This is a genomic window from Parasphingorhabdus sp. W113 (assembly GCF_055693205.1).
Genome location: NZ_CM146328.1, coordinates 1,884,208 through 1,903,945 on the forward strand (window position 1 = coordinate 1,884,208; position 19,738 = coordinate 1,903,945).

The window sequence follows — 19,738 nt, forward strand, 5'->3', positions numbered from 1 at the left end:
CTCTCGCTAGGCGCGCGCCTTCAAACCCTTTTGTTTCATCCGCCAGATCGCCAGATCAATCCGGTCCTGACCAAAAAAGGGCTCGTCCTCAAATACCAATGTCGGGACGCCCCAATGACCAGCAGCCTCCAGCGCGTTCTGGTTCCCCGCAATTTCTTCGTCCAGCGCGTCCGCCTGCGCTTCCGCTTCGGCTTTTAGGTCCGTCCATTCGAGTCCAACTTGCTGGGCCGCCTGCTGAAGATGATCCCCTTCATGCCAACCCTGGACCCCGCCCCATATCAGGCGCGACACGGCATCCGCAAATTCCAGGCCTTTACCACGGCGCGACGCCACCTGCCCCATCCGGGTCAGCAGGAAGATATGCGGTTGATCCTTGGCAATTTTGCGCGTCGCAATATCTTGCACAATCGGATCGGGATTGGGCGGCACCATGGGAATATCTAGAAATTGCGCCACCCTAAAAATGTCGCGCATCACATAGCCCAGCCAGTTGGGATGATTTTTCTCGAAAAAATCCGGTTCCCGGATCGCCAACGGATAAACAAAACGCTGATTGATCTGCAGGTCATATGTCTGCGTCAAGGCAACATAACGCCGGGTAGCGAGATAGCTGTAAGGAGAGCGGAAGGACCAATAGACGTCAGCTTGCAATGTCATGTCATGCTACTGCACCGGTGCGAACCGAAAAGGCAAGCGCCTTTCAGCATGGACCACCAACCGCTACGCCGAACCGGGAATCTTCAGAATTTCTTGCTTAACCTGAACAGCCCGCCATAATTTTCGAGATCACCAAATCCGGCATATCCGTCAAGCGCGAATCTCCATCCCTTGCCAAATTTTTGCGACAGCCCGACGTCTAACTGAAACTGGTTCTCAATGGCAAAACCGGCGGTTGTAAAGGCCGTGCCATTGACCCCGCTGGCCAGAAAGCGAGAGGTCAAATTGGTTTGCGTATCGCCCGTAAAATGATAGCCGGCCAGGCCAACATGCAGGCCGGTGTCCCGCCACTGATGATCACCCCGAATACCATAGCCAAATGTGATCCGATCAAGATCCAGCGGGTCGATGGTCAGGTCCGTAACACCGCCGCCGGTCACGTCTAGTCGATCCTGAGAAAAATGATCATAGGCAACACTGACAAAGGGCTGAACCGGCCATGCGGTGTCGGTGCTGCCGTCGAGATTCAAGCGGACGGACAGACCGAAAGCCTCGGTATCAGCCACGCCCGTTTGAGAACCGCTCAGGCCAGGCAGATTCCCGGCTGCGGCCATCGTCACGGCATTTTCACCGCTGCCATAGTCTAGCGTGATATCGACATGACCATCGAGGCCGAGAGCTTCCGATTGAAAGGCGCTGCTACCGTGAATGCCAACGCGGAAGAACGAACTGGCCGTTCTGTCCGGAGCCCCGCGCAAGTCGCGGTTGTCGAAATCTGAATAGCCAGCGGCAAAACCGAGCTGCCACCCGCCGAGATCAATGCCGTCAATCCCGGCAGTCAGTTCAAATCCATCGGCGCGATAGCCTTTGTTGCTGTCCGTAGCCGCATTGTGATGATGACCATGAAGGATCGCACCCCATATCCGAGGGTCGTTAGATTGCGCAGGGACAGCTGATGCTGCGGCCTGGGCGAGCACCGCGAGCGCCGAGGCTTCGGGCGACCCGCTGCGATTCTCCCTTCGGTCCTGACCCGATAACAGACTGCGGAAACGGTTCTGACTCAACCGGATCCCGTCTATGGCTGCATTCGCTATTTCGGGTGTCAACTCATCCAGAGCTGCGGAGAGGCTGGACGTGTCTGATGTTGTCCCGAGCGCCACCACCAGATCGCGGAGGTCGCCGGTCAGCGAACCCGCTGTAAAATCTGTTGTCAAAGCCTGCGCCACTGCGGCTTGATTGGGGGGCAATTGCTCGAGCAAACCAGCATCGGCCGGCCCCGTCACCAGCGTTATGTCGGCGGTCGCCTGATCGGTGACGATGGACTGTGTCCCGAGCAGACCGTTTTGCAATCCGGTCACCTGTTCGAAACTGCCGGAGATTCCAGCATCTCCATCCAGCAGGACCAGCCTGTCCGTCACGAGCTCCTGCTGCACAAGTGCCAGGGATCCGTTCAGAGTAATATCCCCCGTGACTATAATGCGATCAGCGTCCGTGTTGTTTCTGATGTCCAATGTGAGCGTGCCGGTAGCTTCTTGCGCAAAGTTTCCATTGATCTGGAAGGCACCGGTGCCGTTTCTGGCAATTGCCAAATCCCCAGCATTGACCAGCGCACCGATTAGCATCGCGCCGTCTCCGGTATCCAACCCGGCACCTGCTGCAATCGTCGCCTGCTGGGACGAAAGGCTACCCGAAAGTGCCGTTTGACCAACGTTGAAAGCGGTCAGGTCCAGACCATCATGAACACCGTCCAGCGTGAAACCGCCGATGTTGAAATCATAGCGTTCAAACTCGGCAATCGCATCCGCCATATTGCCGCTACCGTTCAGCAAGCGCGGCGCGGCGTTAAAGTTCAGCCTGTCATCGCCCTCGCCTCCGCGCAGCCGGGTGATGGTTCCACCGTCATCGTTGAAGACATCCGCTCCGGCACCAAGCAATATGGCGCCGTCAACCAGTCCGCCTGCAGCAACCGAAACGATATCATCGCCCTCAAAAGTCATCACTGTGCCATTGATTGTCCCGCTTATCGCAAGCCGGTCCTGAGACAGCAGACTGCCGCCCTGGGCTTGTGTTGCAATCGCGTTTGTCCCCCCACTAATCGATTGACCGGCCAGAACCGTCAGAACGGTTCCACGCTCGGTAATCGTGACCAGCCCGTCCGATCCACCCGTAACATTGCCGGTCAGATCCAGAAGCAGATCGCCGCTGCCCGCATCGGCAAATATCCCGATGGTTCCACCATTGATATCAGCCATGCTTCTCACGATCAGCTCCGATGCCGCGGTGCCGTTGAGCGCGGAAATGCCAATACCACTGGTGCCGGTGACCGCGCCCGTTTCGATCATTGTTGCGCCTGTGCCGCTATGCGTCACGCTGATTCCGTTGGTCGCGCCCACGATCGCGCCAGCTCTGCTGTCGAATACGAACCCGCTGCCAGATCCGCTCGCCACCATTGCTTCCCCGGTTCGACCAACCACATCGGCGGCGGAAATGGTCAGCACACCAGTGCCGTTATTGACCACATCAATTCCTGTCGCGCCTTGAACCAGGCCGCCGGTGCTGATCGACAGATCGGTCCCCGCCGGTCCTGTGCTGCCATTGCGAGCATAAATTGCTGCACCATTTGTTGCGGTCGCAGACGCAGCATTTATGGTCAGCGCACCAGTGCCGTCATTGCGCGCATCAATGGCCCGTTCCTGTCCCGTGGCGCTGTCCGCCACGGTAATAGCGAGGCTGCTCCCGCTGCTATTGGCTAACACGGCTGTACCCGATGTCGCCGTGACATTGGTCGTGGCAATGGTCTGGGCACCGACTCCCGGTTGTCGGGTAATGATACCATAGCCAGAACCGGAAACAGTGCTGGCGTCGATATTGAGAATCCCGCTGCCATAGTGGATAACATCAATCCCTGCTGTCATTCCCGATGCCGTGCCTGACAGTGCGATCGTGACATCGGTTGTGTCGGCGCCACTGTAAACATGGATTCCGGCCCCCATTGCGCCGCTGCTGTTCAATGCCGTCAGGGTCGTCTTTCCAACGCCGCGGTTAACCGCTTCGATGCCATGCGTACCGCCCGTGATGATACCAGAGGATGCGAGCAGAATATCCGCACCGGTGCCGGCATCGGAGACATTCATCGGCCCGGAGATGACAAGCGATAGGCCGGCATCACTGGTACCCGTGCTCGCGACAGACCCGTTGCCGGCGTCCACCGATACGGAACCCGCACCGGTTGTTCGGGCGATGATACCGGCACCGCTGGTCGTCACATTGCCCGCCAGCATGATATCAATATTCCCGGCGCCCATGGCACCGATGGCGACAACCGGTAGCGCGTCAGTTGCAAGGGCAGAGGTGCTGACATCTCCCGCGGCAATCGCGATGTCGCCGGTTTCTGCGGTTGCGGACACGCCGTAGCGGCCAGCGGCAACGACACCGCCACGGGTATCGATGCGGATGGCGCCGATCCCGTCGCTAGAAGCGACTATCCCGGCAACCTGCCCATTGACCGCGCCCAATCGTGCGGTGTCGCCGAGCGAGATGTTCCCACCCGGCCCGCCGCGCGCATCGGCGAATATCGCCGTATCGCCGCCTCCGTTGATGCCGGCGACCACACCGACATTCTGAATGGAGATGTCACCGCCACCGCTAGACGCGCCAATGCCATTGCCTGCTGTCGCGGTCACATTATCTACACCCGATATCACGATATCCCCACCCGCCGATGACAGGGTGATGGCATCGCCGCCTTCGCCGACAACCGAATCGAGATTCTGGATCAGCAGTGATCCGCCAGCAGTTCGCCCGTAAATGCCGTCGGTTGCGCCCAGCACTGAGCCGGAACTGCCTTGAATGGTTATCGCCCCACCCGTTGACTGCGCATCAATGCCTGCGCCCGCCAATCCTGTCACAATACCAGTCGAAGTCAGACTAATGGTTGTCGCGCCGTTTTCAGCATTGCTCGCAATGCCGGTCGTGCCGCCCGTAACCTGGTTGACGGTCATGACTGTGTCACCGGCATAGCCATTCTCGGCGACAATGCCGACAAGGCCACCGGTGACTTGCCCCGCGCTGCTATTGATGGCCAGGGATGAACCTGCGTTTATCGCGCTGATGCCCGTGTCTGCCGTGCCAATCACATCGGCCGTGGTGATCGAAAGCGCGCCGCTGCCGATATTAAGGACCTCGACGCCGCTATAGCCACCTTGCACCCGTCCCGCGCTGCTGATGACGATATCTCCCGCCGCACCAGAATTGTTGCTCGCCGAAATACCGTATTCACTACCGGTAACATCGCCGACTGACGCCATGCCACCAATCGTGATCGCACCGGCACCGGACCGGACGATGATACCGGAACCGCTGGTGCCAGAGATTCCACCGGTCAACCCGCTACCCTGAATGGAAACGTCTCCACCGCTGCTTGACGCGACTATCCCATTGCCACCGCTGCCCACGATCGTGCCAACATCGGTCACCGAAACGGCACCCCCGTCGGACACCAAATCCAGGCCATCGCCATCATTGCCGCTGATGCTGTTGATTGCGGTGATGGTGATCGCACCACCTTGAGACCGCGCATAGGTTCCATCGGTGGCCCCAATTACCGTACCCAAGCTGCCCAAGTTCCCCTGGATTCCGATCGCGCCACCGGTCGATCGCGCATCAATAGCCGTCCCTGTCACTCCGGTTACCACCGCCATCGAAGCCAGGGTTACGTTCGTGGACCCGGATTGGGCAGCACTCGAAATTCCGACATAACCGCCAGCGACATTGGCTGCCGAAATGGAAACCGAACCGGTGCCATAATCTCGCGCCAAAATTCCGTTCGTTGCGCCGGTCACCGCACCATCGGTGCTATCAACCGATACGCCGCCATCTGTGGTTGTCGCCAAAATGGCAGAACCCGAAGCGCCGCTCACGGCAGCGGTTGAAACCGTCACCGCTCCACCCATGCTGTTGCGGGCGGTGATGCCGTCGGTTCCACCGGCAACGGTGCCAGCACGGCTATCAACCGCAAGGCGCCCGCCCGCAGACGCGGCATTCACACCGATACCGGTCGACCCCGTTACATCCGCCGTGGTCACGGAGACGTCTGCTGTGCTATTGGCCCCGACCAATATCCCGGCACTGCCACCCATTAGCGCGCCCGCGCGGCTGTCGACCGTGATCGAACCATCCGTCAGACCGAGAATGGCAAAGGCACTCCCGGTTACATCAGCAGTGGTCAGAGACAATGCGCCGCCACCGCTATCTCTGGCCTGAATGCCGAAAATATTTCCGGTGACACGACCCGCGCTGCTGTCAATCGCGATGCCGCCGCCGCTGGCATTGGCGACAATGCCTTCCGCCGTGGTTCCGGTCACATCGGCAGTGGTCAATATGATGCTGCCAGCGCCGTCCGTCGTTGCAGTAATACCCTGGCTGGCCCCGGTGACGGCGCCCAATATCAGGTCATTGCCGATGCGGATATCACCCCCCGCACCGCCGGTGGCATTGGCTGTGATTCCGGCACTTTGGACACCGGTAATTCCGCCAGTCGTGCCGCTTCCCTGAATCGCAATCGTGCCGCCATTGCTATCCGCCAATATACCATGGCCCGCGGTCCCCAGGATTGTATCGACAGCGCTTACGGTGATTGCCCCGCCCGCCGATTCCATGTCGAGACCATCGCCAAGATTGCCGGTGACGGTTGCCAGGCCATCCACCGTGATCGCCCCTCCTTGGGAGCGCGCATAAAACCCATCCGTTCCTCCGATCAATTGACTTACTTCCCCCTGAACGGAGATCGCACCGCCAATGGAAAGCGCGCGAATGGCCGCGCTGCCCAATCCCGTGACAACGGCATCTGCGGCCAAAGTGATGCCGGTTTCACCGCTCCCGGCAGTGCTCAAGATGCCACCGGAACCACCCGCAACATTGGCCGCGCTGATCGCCACCATCCCGCCGCCATCCGCTCTGGCGCGAATACCATCCGTGCCTCCGCTTACCGAACCCGCACGGCTGTCGATACTGACCCCGCCGCCTTGGGAATGAGCGTAAATGCCGCGGTCCGAGCTTCCTGTAACATTGGCGGTCACAATGCTGATTGTCCCGCCATTTCCATCTCTTGCGATGATGCCGTCTCGGCCGCCCAGGACGGCGCCCCGGCTGCTATCCACGGTGATACCACCGCCGCCAGAATAGCTGTTTATACCGATATCGGAGACACCGGTGACATCGGCGGTGGTAATGTCCAGAGCCGCTTGCGCCTGGGCCGCGGCCTGGATGCCGATTTCTCCCCCGCGCACCGATCCGGCGCTGCTGTCAATCCGGATCGCGCCGCTATCGGTCAGAATGTCGATACCCTGCGCCGTTGTTCCGGTGACATCCGCCGTGGCCATCCGGACACTGCCCATGCCATTGGTGGTGACAGCAATACCGTCAGTCGCTCCGGTCACGGCGCCCAATCGGACCGTATCGCCCAGACCAATATCGCCGCCGGACGCATTGGCGGTGATCCCCGCGTTCAGACCGCCGACGATCCCACCAACCAATCCGCTGCCCTGGATAGAAATCTCGCCACCGCCGCTATCCGCAAGGATGCCATGGCCACTGGTACCGAGGATGCTATCGACCGATGAGATTGCAATCGCCCCGCCAGCGGACGCCGCATCAATCCCGTTACCCGAGGCACCGCTGACTCTGCCGGTGCCATCCACCGTAACGGCCCCGCCCTCAGACCGCGCATAGAGGCCGTGGGTTGCTCCAACGATGATAGCGCCATCGCTCTGCAGCAGAATGCCGCCGCCCTCGGAACGCGCATCAATCGCCTCCGCCGTCCGCCCGGTAATAACCGCATCCTGCGTCAGCGTGATGATCGTATCCCCGACGGTCTCGCCCGATATCCTATTCATATCGGTATCGATCCCATCACTTTCCCCGGTCACACTGCCACTGGTCACCCGGATTGTTGCCGATCCCGCAGCGTTACCATTGATCCCGTCATTGCCTCCGATCACCGTGCCGGCGCTGCTGTCAATGGTCAGATCGCCACCGCCGCGCGCACGCGCGCTGATGCCATCGCGCGAGTCTCCGACAACATCGGTTGTCGTAACCGAAACCGCGCCGGCCAAGGCGTCTTCGACATAAATACCTTCGGTGGCACCGGTGACAGCGCCTGTACTGTTGATTGTAACGCCGCCACCATAGGAATAGGCTTGGATGCCACCGCCATATGTGCCTATCACCGCCGCCGTTGTGACTGATACCGCCCCTGCGCCTGAGGCATTGGCGTTGATGCCAACCCGTCCGCTGACGGTCCCCGCACTGCTGTCGATCGCGATTGTACCGCTTCTGGACAGCGCGAATATGCCTTCTCCCGTCGTTCCGGTTACATCCGACGCGGTGATTGCAATCGCCCCGGCACCGTCGGTATGGGCATGGATCCCGTCCTCAAAGCCATTAACCGCTCCCAACAAGGCCAAATTGCCGAGACTGATATCACCCGCGGCACCGCCCCGCGCATTGGCAAATATACCGGCCCGGTTGGTGCCCGTGATCCCGCCAATCGTCCCGCTGCCCTGGACCGAAATCGCGCCGCCATCGCTGTCCGCCAATATGCCGAACCCGCCATTCCCGAGGATCGTGTCGACCGCGGCAATGGTAATAGCGCCCCCGGCGGATGCCACATCGATACCGTCACCGTTATTCCCGGTAATGCTGTCAATCGTGCTGACCGTGATGGCACCACCCTGCGAGCGCGCATAAAAGCCATCCGTTGCGCCAATCAGGTCGCCGGAATTGCCCTGCAACATGATGGCCCCACTGGTTGACCGCGCATCAATCGCAACGCCAGTTTGGCCAGTAATCACTGCCGTCGATGCAAGATTGATTGTCGTGTCGCCGCTCGCCGCCTCGCCTCTAATGCCGATCGCGCCACCGGTAACATTTGCGGCGGTAATCGACATGGCGCCACTGATGGTATTTCTGGCGTAAATGCCGTCCGTACCGCCCGTCACCGCCCCCGCGCTGCTGTCGATCACACTGTCGCCGCTGCCGGTGCGGGTATAGATGCCCCGTTGCGTGATTCCGGTGACATTGGCCGTCGTCACCGACACGCTTCCAGACCCCGCCCGCGCATTGATGCCTTCGGTACCCCCGGTCACGGTACCCGCCAGGCTGTCAACCGTCACAGCGCCGCTGATTGTCTCTGCGGAAATGCCGGTGTTTGCGGAACCGGTCACATCGGCTGTGGTGATCGAAACCAAATCGCCTTCCACTGAAATACCAGCACGGCTTCCGCTCAACTGGCCGGCGCTGCTGTCGACCGTGATCATCGCGCTGGAAGCCAAAACATATATCGCATCACGGCTGCTTCCGGTGACATCACCAGTGATGATGGACAGCGTTCCGGTGTTTAATTTCTGGGCGTTCAAACCGGAATATGCGCCAGTCACTGTGCCAGCGCTGCTGTCTATGACAATGTCCCCACTATTGTTGGACACCCTGATGCCGTGCGCCCTATTTCCGGTCACATCCGCCGCTGTCATCACGATGCTGCCGGTTCCGTCGGTTGTGGCAGAGATCCCATAAGTGGAACCGGTGACCGTCCCGAGCACTATATTGTTGCCGAGGTTGATATCGCCGCCGGACCCACCGGAGGCAATGGCGGTAATTCCGGCCCCATTCTCGCCTGTTATGCTACCGACGGTCCCGCTGCCCTGGACTGAAATCGTTCCACCATCGCTATCCGCCAAGATGCCATTACCGCCAGTACCGACAAGGGTGCCCACGCCAATTACAGAAATAGCGCCACCAGCGGAGGCCGCGTCAATGCCATCCCCGTTATTGCCGGTAATGCTGGCAATGCCATCGACGGTAACCGACCCGCCGCTCGAGCGGGAGTTCAGACCATCGGTGCCGCCAACCACAGTACCGCCACTGCCCTGCAACAAGAAAGCGCTATCAGCTTGCGAAAATGCGGAAATTCCCGCTGCATTCTGTCCTGTGACCTGAGCCGTAGATGTCAGCGTGACGGTGCGGTCACCACTGATTGCATTGCTCTTGATGCCATCCTGGGTGGCGGTCACTTGGGAAACTGTGATGGCGTTTTGATTCGCCCCCGTAGTTTTTGTATAAATACCAGCGCGGCCGCCGGTGATCGCCCCGGCACTGCTGTCCAGCATGATCATACCATCGGTCACAGCATAGATGCCGGCCAATTGGGTCCCGGAAACATCGGCGGTGGTTACCGATATCGCTCCGCCACCGCTATTCTTGACCTCGATACCGTTGCTGCCACCGGAAATGGATCCGTCCGAGACGATCGTTAGATCATCGACTCCGCCACTAATTTCCACAGCGACGCCATCGGCGGTGCCGACCACGCTGGATCCAGCATTGGCAATGGTCAGTCTCTGGGCGCCACCGCCCGTCATGCTGATCCCGTCCCCGGCGCTTTCGTTCACCGTCGTCGGGGTTGTGTCATCACCAACCACGATGGTCAGGTCGTCGACGGTTGTTGCGATGCCGCCTATTATTGTCGGGGCGGCGGCTGTGCAGACAATGGTGTCGCCGGTTATTGCCGTGCCGGGCGAACATTCGCTAGGCAAGGTCTGACCATGAGCAGGATGGGCAATAGCGATGGCCAAACCGACCGCCGATACCGTTGTTCTCAGGGCGTTCGCCAAGGCTGTTCTGTTGCTGGCGGCGCGTTTTCCGGTATCACGAGATACCGAAGCTTTCGAAGGAACGCGTTTGTGGATTTGAGTCATATTGATGCATTGCCTCATGTTCAAAAGGAGAGGCTCAGCCCCTCCCGAATCCGCAACGCACCTTCACTATTGAAACATATGTATCTTCGTGTAAAGTAGTTTTGTTACTCTTTAATATAGTAGAATAATCTTATGGTCTTAGCATCTGAAACCCCTAACGAATCCAGCTTTTGGCCCATGGTTTCGCGGCTGCTCCGAACAAATCACAAGCACCGAAAAATCCGTTGGCTTGCGGTGCTGATCTTCCCTATCTATCTGATTTATAATATATATTCAGACGGTCGGAGATGGGACAATGCCATTGCTTGAAGGCGAATCTCTCGATTCCGGCAGCACCAGCAAACCGACTGAGACACCGCCCACGGCGGCTGACCAACCCGGCAAGATCGATATCAACTTCTCATCGGGCCTTGCTGCGTTTCTGGCGGCCAATGCCATTTCGATTGGCTTTACTTCCTATCAAACAGGCCGTCTGTATCTGGTTGGTCACGGGCTGGACGGTACACTCGCATTGCATGAATCGGTCTACCCGCAGGCCATGGGGCTTACAGGTGATGCCAACCGTCTGTATCTCGGGACTTTGACTCAAATCGTCCGCATGGAAAATGTGCTGGCAACGGATGAACGCGCCAATCAGGCGCATGACAAGGTCTATGTACCGCGCAACATGCAGACCACCGGCAATGTCGATATTCATGAAATCGGTATTCGCAGCAATGGCCGCATCCTGTTCGTCAATACCCGGCACAGCTGCCTGTGCGAACCCAGCGTGACCCATAGTTTCAAGCCGATCTGGAAGCCGGCCTTTATATCGAAGCTCGCGCCGGAGGATCGCTGTCACCTCAACGGCCTGGCAATGGTCAATGGCGAGCCGCGCTATGTCAGTGCGATCTGCCGCTCGGATGTCATCGATGGCTGGCGCGACCGCCGGCATGACGGCGGTATTATCGTGGATGTGAAACGCAATGCCATCATCACCGACGGTCTCTCGATGCCGCACAGTCCGCGTGTGCATGAAGGCAAGATCTGGTTGCTGAATTCGGGAACCGGTGAACTGGGCTGGCTGGACCCAGGAGACCAAAGCTTCACCCCCTTCGCTTTTTTGCCTGGATTTTTGCGCGGTCTGACCTTTCACAACAACCATGCGTTCGTCACTTTGTCGAAGCCGCGCTATCAGCGGTTTGAAGGCCTGGAGCTGGACGACAGATTGCGGAAGAAGGATGCCGATCCGTGGTGCGGTATTCAGATACTGTCGCTCACCAGTGGCGATGTAGCCCAGTGGTTGCGCTTTGATGGCGCGATTTCGGAATTGTTCGATATCTGTGTGCTTCCGGGCGTCAGAAACCCGATTACCCTCGGACCCAATTCGACGGAGATCAGGGATTTTATCACGATCGAACAGCCCGCTGTCGCGATCTGAATTGGAGCAGCGCGAACACGAAACCGCCTAATGACCCGACAGGACGAGTGGTACGAGCTGGGTCGCGACAATCGAAATCAGGATGACCGCGAGCAGGTTGAGCCACAGCCCCGCGTGCATCATCTCCGATATCTTGATTTCACCGGTGCTAAAGACAATCGCGTTGGGCGGCGTCGCCACCGGCAGCATGAACGCGCAGCTTGCGGCAATTGTCAGGGGCACGACCAGCGTCAGCGGATCGAGACCCAGTTCAATCGCGAGCGCGGCCACAACCGGCAGCAAGGTCGCCGTTGTTGCGACATTGCTGGTCAGCTCTGTCAGAAAGATCACCAGCGCGGTCAGCACCACAATCAGCAATATCGCGTTGACCGCTCCAAGCGGCGCCAATTGCTGACCCAGCCACAAGGTCAAACCTGACGAAGACAAGGCTGCCGCAAGCGACAAACCACCGCCGAACAGGATCAGCACGCCCCAGGGCAGCCGCTTTGTATCTTGCCATGTCACCAGCGCATGGCGATCGGTCCCGCTGGGGATCACAAAGGCAAGCAGTGCCGCCGTCATCGCAACACCCGTATCAGTCAGCCCTTCCAGGCCCAATGCCGCGGCAATCGGCTTGCGCAACATCCAGCCCAGCACCAGGGCACCAAAGAGAATTGCGGTCCGGATCTCTGCCGTCGACATTTTGCCCAGGGCTTCATGACGTCGATTCAGTTCCTCCCGGGTTTCCACCGACGAGGCAAAGGTCACCGGATAGAGAAACCGGGTCAGTAGATACCAGCTCAACGGCAACAAGATCAGCGATACCGGAATACCGACCATCATCCACCGGGCGAACGGAATTTCAATCGCATATTCACTTTGCAAAAACCCGACCATGAACGCGTTTGTCGGGGTGCCGACCAGCGTCGCCAAACCGCCGATCGAGGCGCCATAGGCGAGGCCCAGCAAGAGCGAAATCTGGAAATCATGCTTTTCTTTTTCCGTCAGATTCGGAGACGTTTCGCCAACAACCAGCGCCAGTGAAACCGCGATCGGAAACAGCATCAGCGTAGTCGAAGTGTTCGAAATCCACATGCTGAGCAAGGCAGCGGCCAGCATGAACCCGGCGACAAGTCCCTTCCCACTTTTACCAAGCGCACGAAAAATCAGCAACGCGATGCGGCGATGAAGGTCACTGCGCTCCACCGCTAGCGCGACAAGAAATCCCCCCAAGAACAGGAATATGATCGGATTGGCATAAGGCGCTGCGCTGTCCTCGATGGAGCGGACCCCGGCCAGCGGAAAAGCGATAATCGGCAGCAGCGCCGTCACCGGCAAGGGAATGGCGTCTGTTGCCCACCAGATTGCCATAAGCACGCCGATGGCCGCGACGATCTCGCCTTGTCTGGACAGGTCATCTGGCTGAAACCAGAACAGGACAGCCAGGAAAGCCACGATGCCACCGATCAAGCCAGGCAGGTTCAGCCGGCTGGAACTGTCCTGGGCGGATGCGCTGCCATCGGTCATGCCCTATTGCCCCTTGTTGCCATCTTGCGCTTGCAGTGCGCGGCGATGGAAACGGGTAACGACATCCTGCGCGACGGTCTGGAGAAAGGCCGCATCCTGCTGTGTCACCGCTCCGAAATAGTCATAGTCATTGCCAATCGGCGAGTGGCCATAAAGACTGGCAAAGACCGTTGCGGCTGCGAGATAGGTTCCCAGCAAATCGGGATGGCTGCCGTCAAAATCTTTGTGCAATTGGATGTCCGGGCGACGGCGATACGCCTCCTCGAACGCAAGACCCACGGGTATCACCAGAGCATCAATCCTGTTTGCGGTCTCGATGTAAAGCGAAGCGATATCCGCCATCATCCCTGGGCGATAGCGGCGATGTGGTGGCACATAGGCGTGGGTCATATAGAGCACCGGCTCTCCGCCGCGCGCCCTGATCTTCTTTGCGAAACTGACCGCCGTTTCGGTAAAAAGCTGCCGTCGTTCTTCGGACAGGGCCGCACCACTGCCACCTTGCAGGATCACGATTTCAAAGGGTTTGTTGACCCGCAAATTGTCCGGATCCAGCAAATGATCGATATCATGATCGAACAAGGCCGCACCCCCAATGGTTGCGGACTTGTAAGACAAGTCGCCGTTCCGGGACAGATCCGCAGCAAGAACCATCCGCCGAACATGATTGTGCAAGCTGTCATTATAGTAGAAATAACTGTTGCCGACGAAGAGGATGTGCGTCGGATTTTCGGATTGCACCTGCGTGACTTGCGCTGCGCGATTGTCAGAAGCAACAGTGGCAGATGGCGGACCGGAGGCCGACACAGACGCTGCTCCCCAAGCCGGTGCCAAGATGACAACCAACGCGCAGCAAAGCAGTCTTGTAGCCATCTTCATCTGTGCATCCCCTGACGGCAATTATTTAAGGAGATCGCGCCGCACTATTCAAGCGTTGTTTTGCAGCGCAATCGCCTTCTGATACCGCCCTCCAACATCAACCATAGCTATCAGTTATGATGTGCCACTGGATCATTCCTAGTATCTGGTCGCTTTTGACTTCATTTTGCGCTGGAAATGGACGCAAATTGAAATGGTGAAGCCACAAAGTGCCACAATAATTGGCGCCGGCGTTGTCGGCATCGCTAGTGCCTACGCCCTGGCGAGGCGCGGCGTTGCGGTGACCATCATAGATCAAGCGGCGGGCCCGGCCATGGGAGCATCTCATGCCAACGGCGCTCAGCTAAGCTATCGCTACACGGATGCGCTAGCCAGTCCTGCGATCTGGCGGGATCTACCACGACTGGCGGCCGGTCTGGATCCGGCCTTTCGCATGCATTGTCATCTCGACTGGCGCTATGGCCAATGGCTTGCCCGGTTTCTCGCCAATTGCACGAACAGAAAATTTGCCAAAAACACGCTGGCAGGGTTGAAACTCGCCGAAGAATCCCGGTTGGCGATGGATGATCTTCTCGGGAAACATAGCCTCATCTTTCGCCACGAAACCAAAGGCAAGCTTCATCTCTACGACAACCACACCGCGTTCCGGAAGGCCTGTGATATTGTCCAATTGAAAAATGGCGGCGCAGAATGCCAGAAAATATTAACGCCCGCTGCGGTGGTTCAGGTCGAACCGGCGCTTGAGACCGTTCAGAACCAGATCGCTGGTGCCATTCACACCGCATCAGAACAGGTCGGCGACCCTTTCCTGTTTTGTCAGGACTTGCTCACCGTTTTGCAGAACGAATATGGCGTAAAAACCCTTTTCGGGCAGGCGGTGCAAAAGCTCGATCCGGGCGAAAGCGAAACAACCGTGACGCTTTCCAATGGTGATCAGTGGCGGACGGATATCGCCATAATATGCGGCGCTTCGCGGTCCAACCAGCTATTGGCTCCCCTTGGCCTGACCGTTCCGGTCGAACCGATGAAAGGCTATTCCTTTGAAATGCCGCTCAGCAACGGTTCTCCGACAACCAGCATTACCGATACCAGAAGGAGAGTTGTTTTTACCAATCTCGGCGACAAAATGCGGGTTGCCGGATTGGCAGACCTGGGCGATCGAACGAGCATTGTTCGCGCGCCACGCAAAGAAGCGCTGATCGCTCTGGCCAAACAATCCTTACCCGATGCGGGTCGCTATGCGCTGGCCGAGAAATTTTGGGCCGGATTGCGTCCGATGACTCCTAATTCGCTGCCGATAATCTCCCATCCGATTCCGGGACTGGCGATAAACACAGGTCATGGGATGCTGGGATGGACGATGGCATTGGGTTCTGGTGAACGTTTGGCGGAGCTGCTGGTGCGCGCTTAGATGTCATCGTCGGAAATGTATTCCTCGACATCAATCTCTCCCGCCATCCGGCCCACCGCCACCGCGACCGTGGCATCGCCGGTGACATTGGTCATGGTTCGCATCATGTCCATGATATGGTTGATCCCGGCGACAAAGGCGATTGTCTCCAGCGGCACGCCGATCGAACTCAGCACCAGACTCATCATGATCAGCCCCGATCCTGGAATACCCGCCGCCCCGACTGATCCCAGCGTGGCTGTCAGAGCAATCAGGATATAGCCCATCCAGCTGAGCTCGATTCCGTAAAGCTGCGCACCGAACAGCGCGACCAGTCCGAGATACATTGCGGTCCCGTCCATATTGATCGTCGCACCGAGCGAAACGGTAAAACTGGAGACGCTTTTGGATACGCCGAGATTGCGCTGAATGCACCGCAGAGTGACCGGCAAGGCCGCGTTCGAGGATGCGGTCGAGAAAGCAACCGCCTGCGCATCGATAATGCCGCGATAGAAATCGACAATGTTCAGTTTGGCGATAACCCTCAAAATGGTCGGATAAACCAACAGGATCAGGATGAAGCAGCCAATATAGTTCAACGCGACCATCTTGGCGAGCGGCAGCAGGGCATCAAAGCCAAAAGTGCCGGCAACCCAGGCCATCAGCGCAAAGACACCAAAGGGCGTAAGCTCCATCACCAGCATCGTCATTTTCTGCATCACAATAGCCCCGGCATCCACGCCGCGGATGATTGGACCCGCTTGTTCACCCGCCATCAGCAAAGCGATGCCAAACAGCAGCGCAAATATGATCAGCGGCAATATCTGCCCCTCGGCCATTGTCATCACCGGATTTTCGGGAATCAGCGACAGAATCATCTCGGTCACCGATGTCGTGGCGGGTTCCGGTATGACAATGCCTTGCGGAATATCGATGTTCAAATCGACCCCGGGCTGAAAAATCGTTCCCATGGTCAATCCGATGGACACCGAAATCAGACCGGTTGTTACAAATAACAAAATCGCTTTGCCACCGACATTACCAAGCTTTTTTAGATCACCCAGTGCGGCAATACCCGAGACCAGCGAAAAGAAAATCAGCGGGACTATGAGCATCTTGATGGCGCGGATGAACAGGTCGCCGATCCATTTGATATTCTCCGCCTCTGGCCCCCAGAACAGGCCAACCGCAATGCCCGCAATCAACGCGCCGACAACCCTCTGCCATAGCGGAATATTGAACCAGAATTTTAGCATTGAGTCGTTTTCAGCAGCGGCCGCCCCGGAAGCGCCTCGCCATGCTTTCCTTCGGAGATCACTGCTTGACCGTTGACCAGCAAATAGATGACGCCGGTGCTCAACGCTTCCGGTTGTTCATAAGTGGCACGAGGCGCAAAGCGTTCGGGATCGAAAATCACAAGATCTGCGACCATATCCATTTTGATGTAGCCACGATCCTTCAGACCGATAATATCGGCAGTCTGGCCCGAGCTTCGGCGAACAAATTGCGCCATGGTCAAGAGTTTCCCGTTCACGACATAGTCACGATAGACTTTCGGGAAGCTTCCAAATTTGCGCGGGTGTCCGGTGCTCCCGTCAGATCCGGTAACAATCCAGTCCTGCACCGCAAAGGCATCGATATCATCCTGATTCATATTGAAGGAAGCGACCCGGGCATCACCGTACATCAAGATCAGCAGCGCCGCATCAAGTGGATTCAGATCTTCCGCTTCCGCAATGTCTGCCAAAGTCATTCCGATGTTTGCGTTTGCCCTGCCCAAGCTGCCCGTGATCAGCAATTTGCTCGCACCGCCACGGCGCTTCAGATTGGCTGCCATTTCCGTTTTGATTTTCGCGACGAGCGCTGGTTCACGAAGACGGTCACGCAGCCCCGTCAAACCTCCATCCAGTGCCCAGCGCGGCACCAGAGCGTTGCTGATCCGGGTGCCGGATGCCGCCCAGGGATATTGGTCTGCGGTCACCCTTTGACCGGCAGCACGCGCCCCTTCAATCCGTGCAATGATTTTCGCACTGTGTCCCCACACCGCTGGCCCAAGGGCTTTGATATGAGAAATATGTACGGCTGCACCAGACCGCTGACCGATCTCCAGAGCCTCATTGATCGCACCGGACAGTCCGATATTATAGGTGCTTTCATCCCGCAAATGCGTGTCATAATAGCCGTCATGGGCGCCCGCGATCTTGGCAATTTCGACTACTTCATCGGTCGCAGCGAATGTTTGCGGCGCGTAGTAAAGACCCGCTGAAAGCCCAAAGGCACCTTCGCACATCGCGCCGGCCATCATGGTTTTCATCTGGTCCAATTCCGTTTGCGTTGGCGGACGATTATCGTCGCCCACTGCGGTTTTGCGCAGATAACCGAAACCCGCCAGATAGGCGACATTGGTGCCAATCTTCTGTTGCCGCGCCAACGCCGCTTGTTCGGCAATATTGCTGTTGCCACGGCCGTCATTGCCAACCACTACGGTGGTCACACCCTGATAGGCAAAGGGAAGATTGCGGCGGCGCTTGATGTCAGTGGAATTGAGATCACTTCCGGCATGGGTGTGCGGATCGATAAATCCCGGCGCAACGATCAACCCGGTTGCATCGATAGTTTTCTGCGCTTCAAATTGATTTGACAGGCCGGGTCCGACATCGACGATCCGGTCTCCACTAATTGCCACATCGGCCAGACGGCTTGGCGCTCCTGTGCCGTCAAACAGCATTCCGCCGGTGATCAGGATATCAACTGCCGGCATGGAGGACCGGTCTTCCACTGTGTGACAGCCGGACAATATCACAATGCAGATCGTCGCAACGACCTTCCGCAGACCGGAAACCATCATTCAGTGCGCGACGCCAGGAGCGTTTCCATCATCGCCGCCGCCGCTTCCTGTGCGACCTTCTTGATCCGTTCGCGATCGGTTTCATCGCCCATTTCATACGTCACGGTCGGCACACCATAGGCCCGATAGACATAGTTTTTCGAGTTGGCCTGAGTCAGATTGGGATTGGCGCTGCGGTTGACCTTATAGTCTGGCATGCGTTCCTGCAGCCGTCCCAGCCATTTCTTGATAAACAACGCCGGCTTGGTCGGGAACGTATCGGGAATGGTATAAAAAATATCATTTTGGGTGGAATGAAAATCCGCAAAGAAACGCAATTCCTTTTCGGGGTCAGCCGCAATCTTCTTGAGCAAACCGTCCATCAACTGCGTTTCCGGCTGCTGAAAGGGTCCCCAATCACGGTTGAGATCCATGCTGCCAGTATTGTGCCGCCAATATCCGCGCACCACCCCATCGGGGTTGAGCATCGGCACCACGATGGTTTCAAAATGGGCGCGGTAGGATTGGGCCAGCGGTGTATCACCATTAAGGGTTTCGACAAATGATAGCATTCCGAGCGCCCCGGTGATCTCGGGCGGGTGTTGACGGCCGACCAGCACCACCTGTTGTGTCGGATCGGTTCCCGGCTGCTTGATGCTGATGACAGAGATATCCCGGCCTTCGGCAGATTTTCCCAGCAACGCGGTCTCGACATTGGCAGATTTTGCCAGCGTGTCGATCCACGCAGCATAGGTTGCTGGGACGATAATTTCTTGCGCGGCCACAAAAACGGGCTGGCCACCGACGAGCGGAATATCAATTTGCGCGCGCGCCGGAAGCCGCCGGGATTCGCCCGTCTTGGGTTGGTTGATCACGTCCACCGCAGAATTTGGAAGCCGGCTCCACATCTTTCCATCGGTGCTCGTCTTGGGCCAATAGCGATGACCGCAAGCGTCATAGGTCAGATTGACCGAGATAGTTTGGGTTATTGCTTCTGCGGTCTTGGGCGTCAGTCGAAATGCATACCAGGCGCTGCAATTGATCGGCGGCGCATCTTCGGGTTTGATCGTGACGGTAAATTCACGGGCACACGTCGCTTCACAACTGGCGACATTGCCTGCCGGAAATTCGGTGTCGAGGACAACCCCTGCGGTCTCGCAATTGTCCGCGGCGCTGGCCGCGGTTTCCGTTTGGACAGGAGCCGCGGTCACACATCCACTGAGGGACAGGGCCGAGAGCATAAGGCCGGCAGACAGATTCCGCATGGTCACCATATCAATCTCCAGAATGAATGAGGCGACCAGCTGGCC

The 19,738-nt window shown here is 57.9% G+C and carries 10 protein-coding genes; 3 read left to right on the forward strand and 7 right to left on the reverse strand.

The window, feature by feature from the left end; translation table 11 throughout:
- Positions 1-6: 6 nt before the first annotated feature.
- Positions 7-657, reverse strand: coding sequence for a DsbA family protein (locus ACZ1GS_RS08930; RefSeq protein ID WP_472694863.1), 651 nt, complete (start codon positions 655-657; stop codon positions 7-9).
- Positions 658-740: 83 nt separating this feature from the next.
- On the reverse strand, positions 741-10,286 hold the full coding sequence (locus tag ACZ1GS_RS08935; protein WP_472694864.1) for a hypothetical protein: 9,546 nt from the start codon (positions 10,284-10,286) through the stop codon (positions 741-743).
- Here ACZ1GS_RS08935 and ACZ1GS_RS08940 point away from each other — a divergent pair.
- Together ACZ1GS_RS08940 and ACZ1GS_RS08945 are read left to right on the forward strand one after the other, a co-directional pair.
- Positions 10,279-10,404 carry a hypothetical protein gene (locus ACZ1GS_RS08940; RefSeq protein WP_472694865.1) on the forward strand — a complete coding sequence of 42 codons (126 nt, stop codon included), beginning with the start codon at positions 10,279-10,281 and terminating at the stop codon, positions 10,402-10,404. The genes ACZ1GS_RS08935 and ACZ1GS_RS08940 overlap by 8 nt on opposite strands.
- A 300-nt stretch (positions 10,405-10,704) precedes the next feature.
- Positions 10,705-11,829: a TIGR03032 family protein gene (locus ACZ1GS_RS08945; protein ID WP_472694866.1), complete on the forward strand. Its 1,125-nt coding sequence runs from the start codon at positions 10,705-10,707 to the stop codon at positions 11,827-11,829.
- Between the two features lie 27 nt (positions 11,830-11,856).
- Here the strand turns inward: ACZ1GS_RS08945 and ACZ1GS_RS08950 are convergent, their stop codons facing one another.
- Both ACZ1GS_RS08950 and ACZ1GS_RS08955 read right to left on the reverse strand, forming a co-directional pair.
- Positions 11,857-13,335: an SLC13 family permease gene (locus ACZ1GS_RS08950; protein ID WP_472694867.1), complete on the reverse strand. Its 1,479-nt coding sequence runs from the start codon at positions 13,333-13,335 to the stop codon at positions 11,857-11,859.
- Between the two features lie 3 nt (positions 13,336-13,338).
- The gene (locus tag ACZ1GS_RS08955; RefSeq protein ID WP_472694868.1) at positions 13,339-14,139 is read right to left on the reverse strand and encodes a hypothetical protein; all 801 of its coding nucleotides are present in this window, start codon (positions 14,137-14,139) and stop codon (positions 13,339-13,341) included.
- 265 nt (positions 14,140-14,404) lie between these two features.
- Here ACZ1GS_RS08955 and ACZ1GS_RS08960 point away from each other — a divergent pair, with 265 nt between their 5' ends.
- A complete protein-coding gene (locus tag ACZ1GS_RS08960; protein WP_472694869.1) occupies positions 14,405-15,622 on the forward strand; it encodes an FAD-dependent oxidoreductase in 1,218 nt (405 codons plus the stop codon).
- Here ACZ1GS_RS08960 and ACZ1GS_RS08965 read toward each other — a convergent pair.
- From ACZ1GS_RS08965 to ACZ1GS_RS08975, 3 genes are read right to left on the reverse strand one after another with little or no spacing between them, the layout of a single operon-like run.
- A complete protein-coding gene (locus ACZ1GS_RS08965) occupies positions 15,619-16,857 on the reverse strand; it encodes a dicarboxylate/amino acid:cation symporter (protein ID WP_472694870.1) in 1,239 nt (412 codons plus the stop codon). The two genes, ACZ1GS_RS08960 and ACZ1GS_RS08965, sit on opposite strands and share 4 nt — an antisense overlap.
- The gene (locus ACZ1GS_RS08970; RefSeq protein ID WP_472694871.1) at positions 16,851-18,449 is read right to left on the reverse strand and encodes an N-acyl-D-amino-acid deacylase family protein; all 1,599 of its coding nucleotides are present in this window, start codon (positions 18,447-18,449) and stop codon (positions 16,851-16,853) included. Before ACZ1GS_RS08970 ends, ACZ1GS_RS08965 begins: the two co-directional genes overlap by 7 nt.
- Positions 18,446-19,702 (reverse strand): M14 family metallopeptidase, encoded by a 1,257-nt coding sequence (locus ACZ1GS_RS08975; protein ID WP_472694872.1) that lies wholly within the window; start codon positions 19,700-19,702, stop codon positions 18,446-18,448. Before ACZ1GS_RS08975 ends, ACZ1GS_RS08970 begins: the two co-directional genes overlap by 4 nt.
- Between the last annotated feature and the right edge of the window lie 36 nt (positions 19,703-19,738).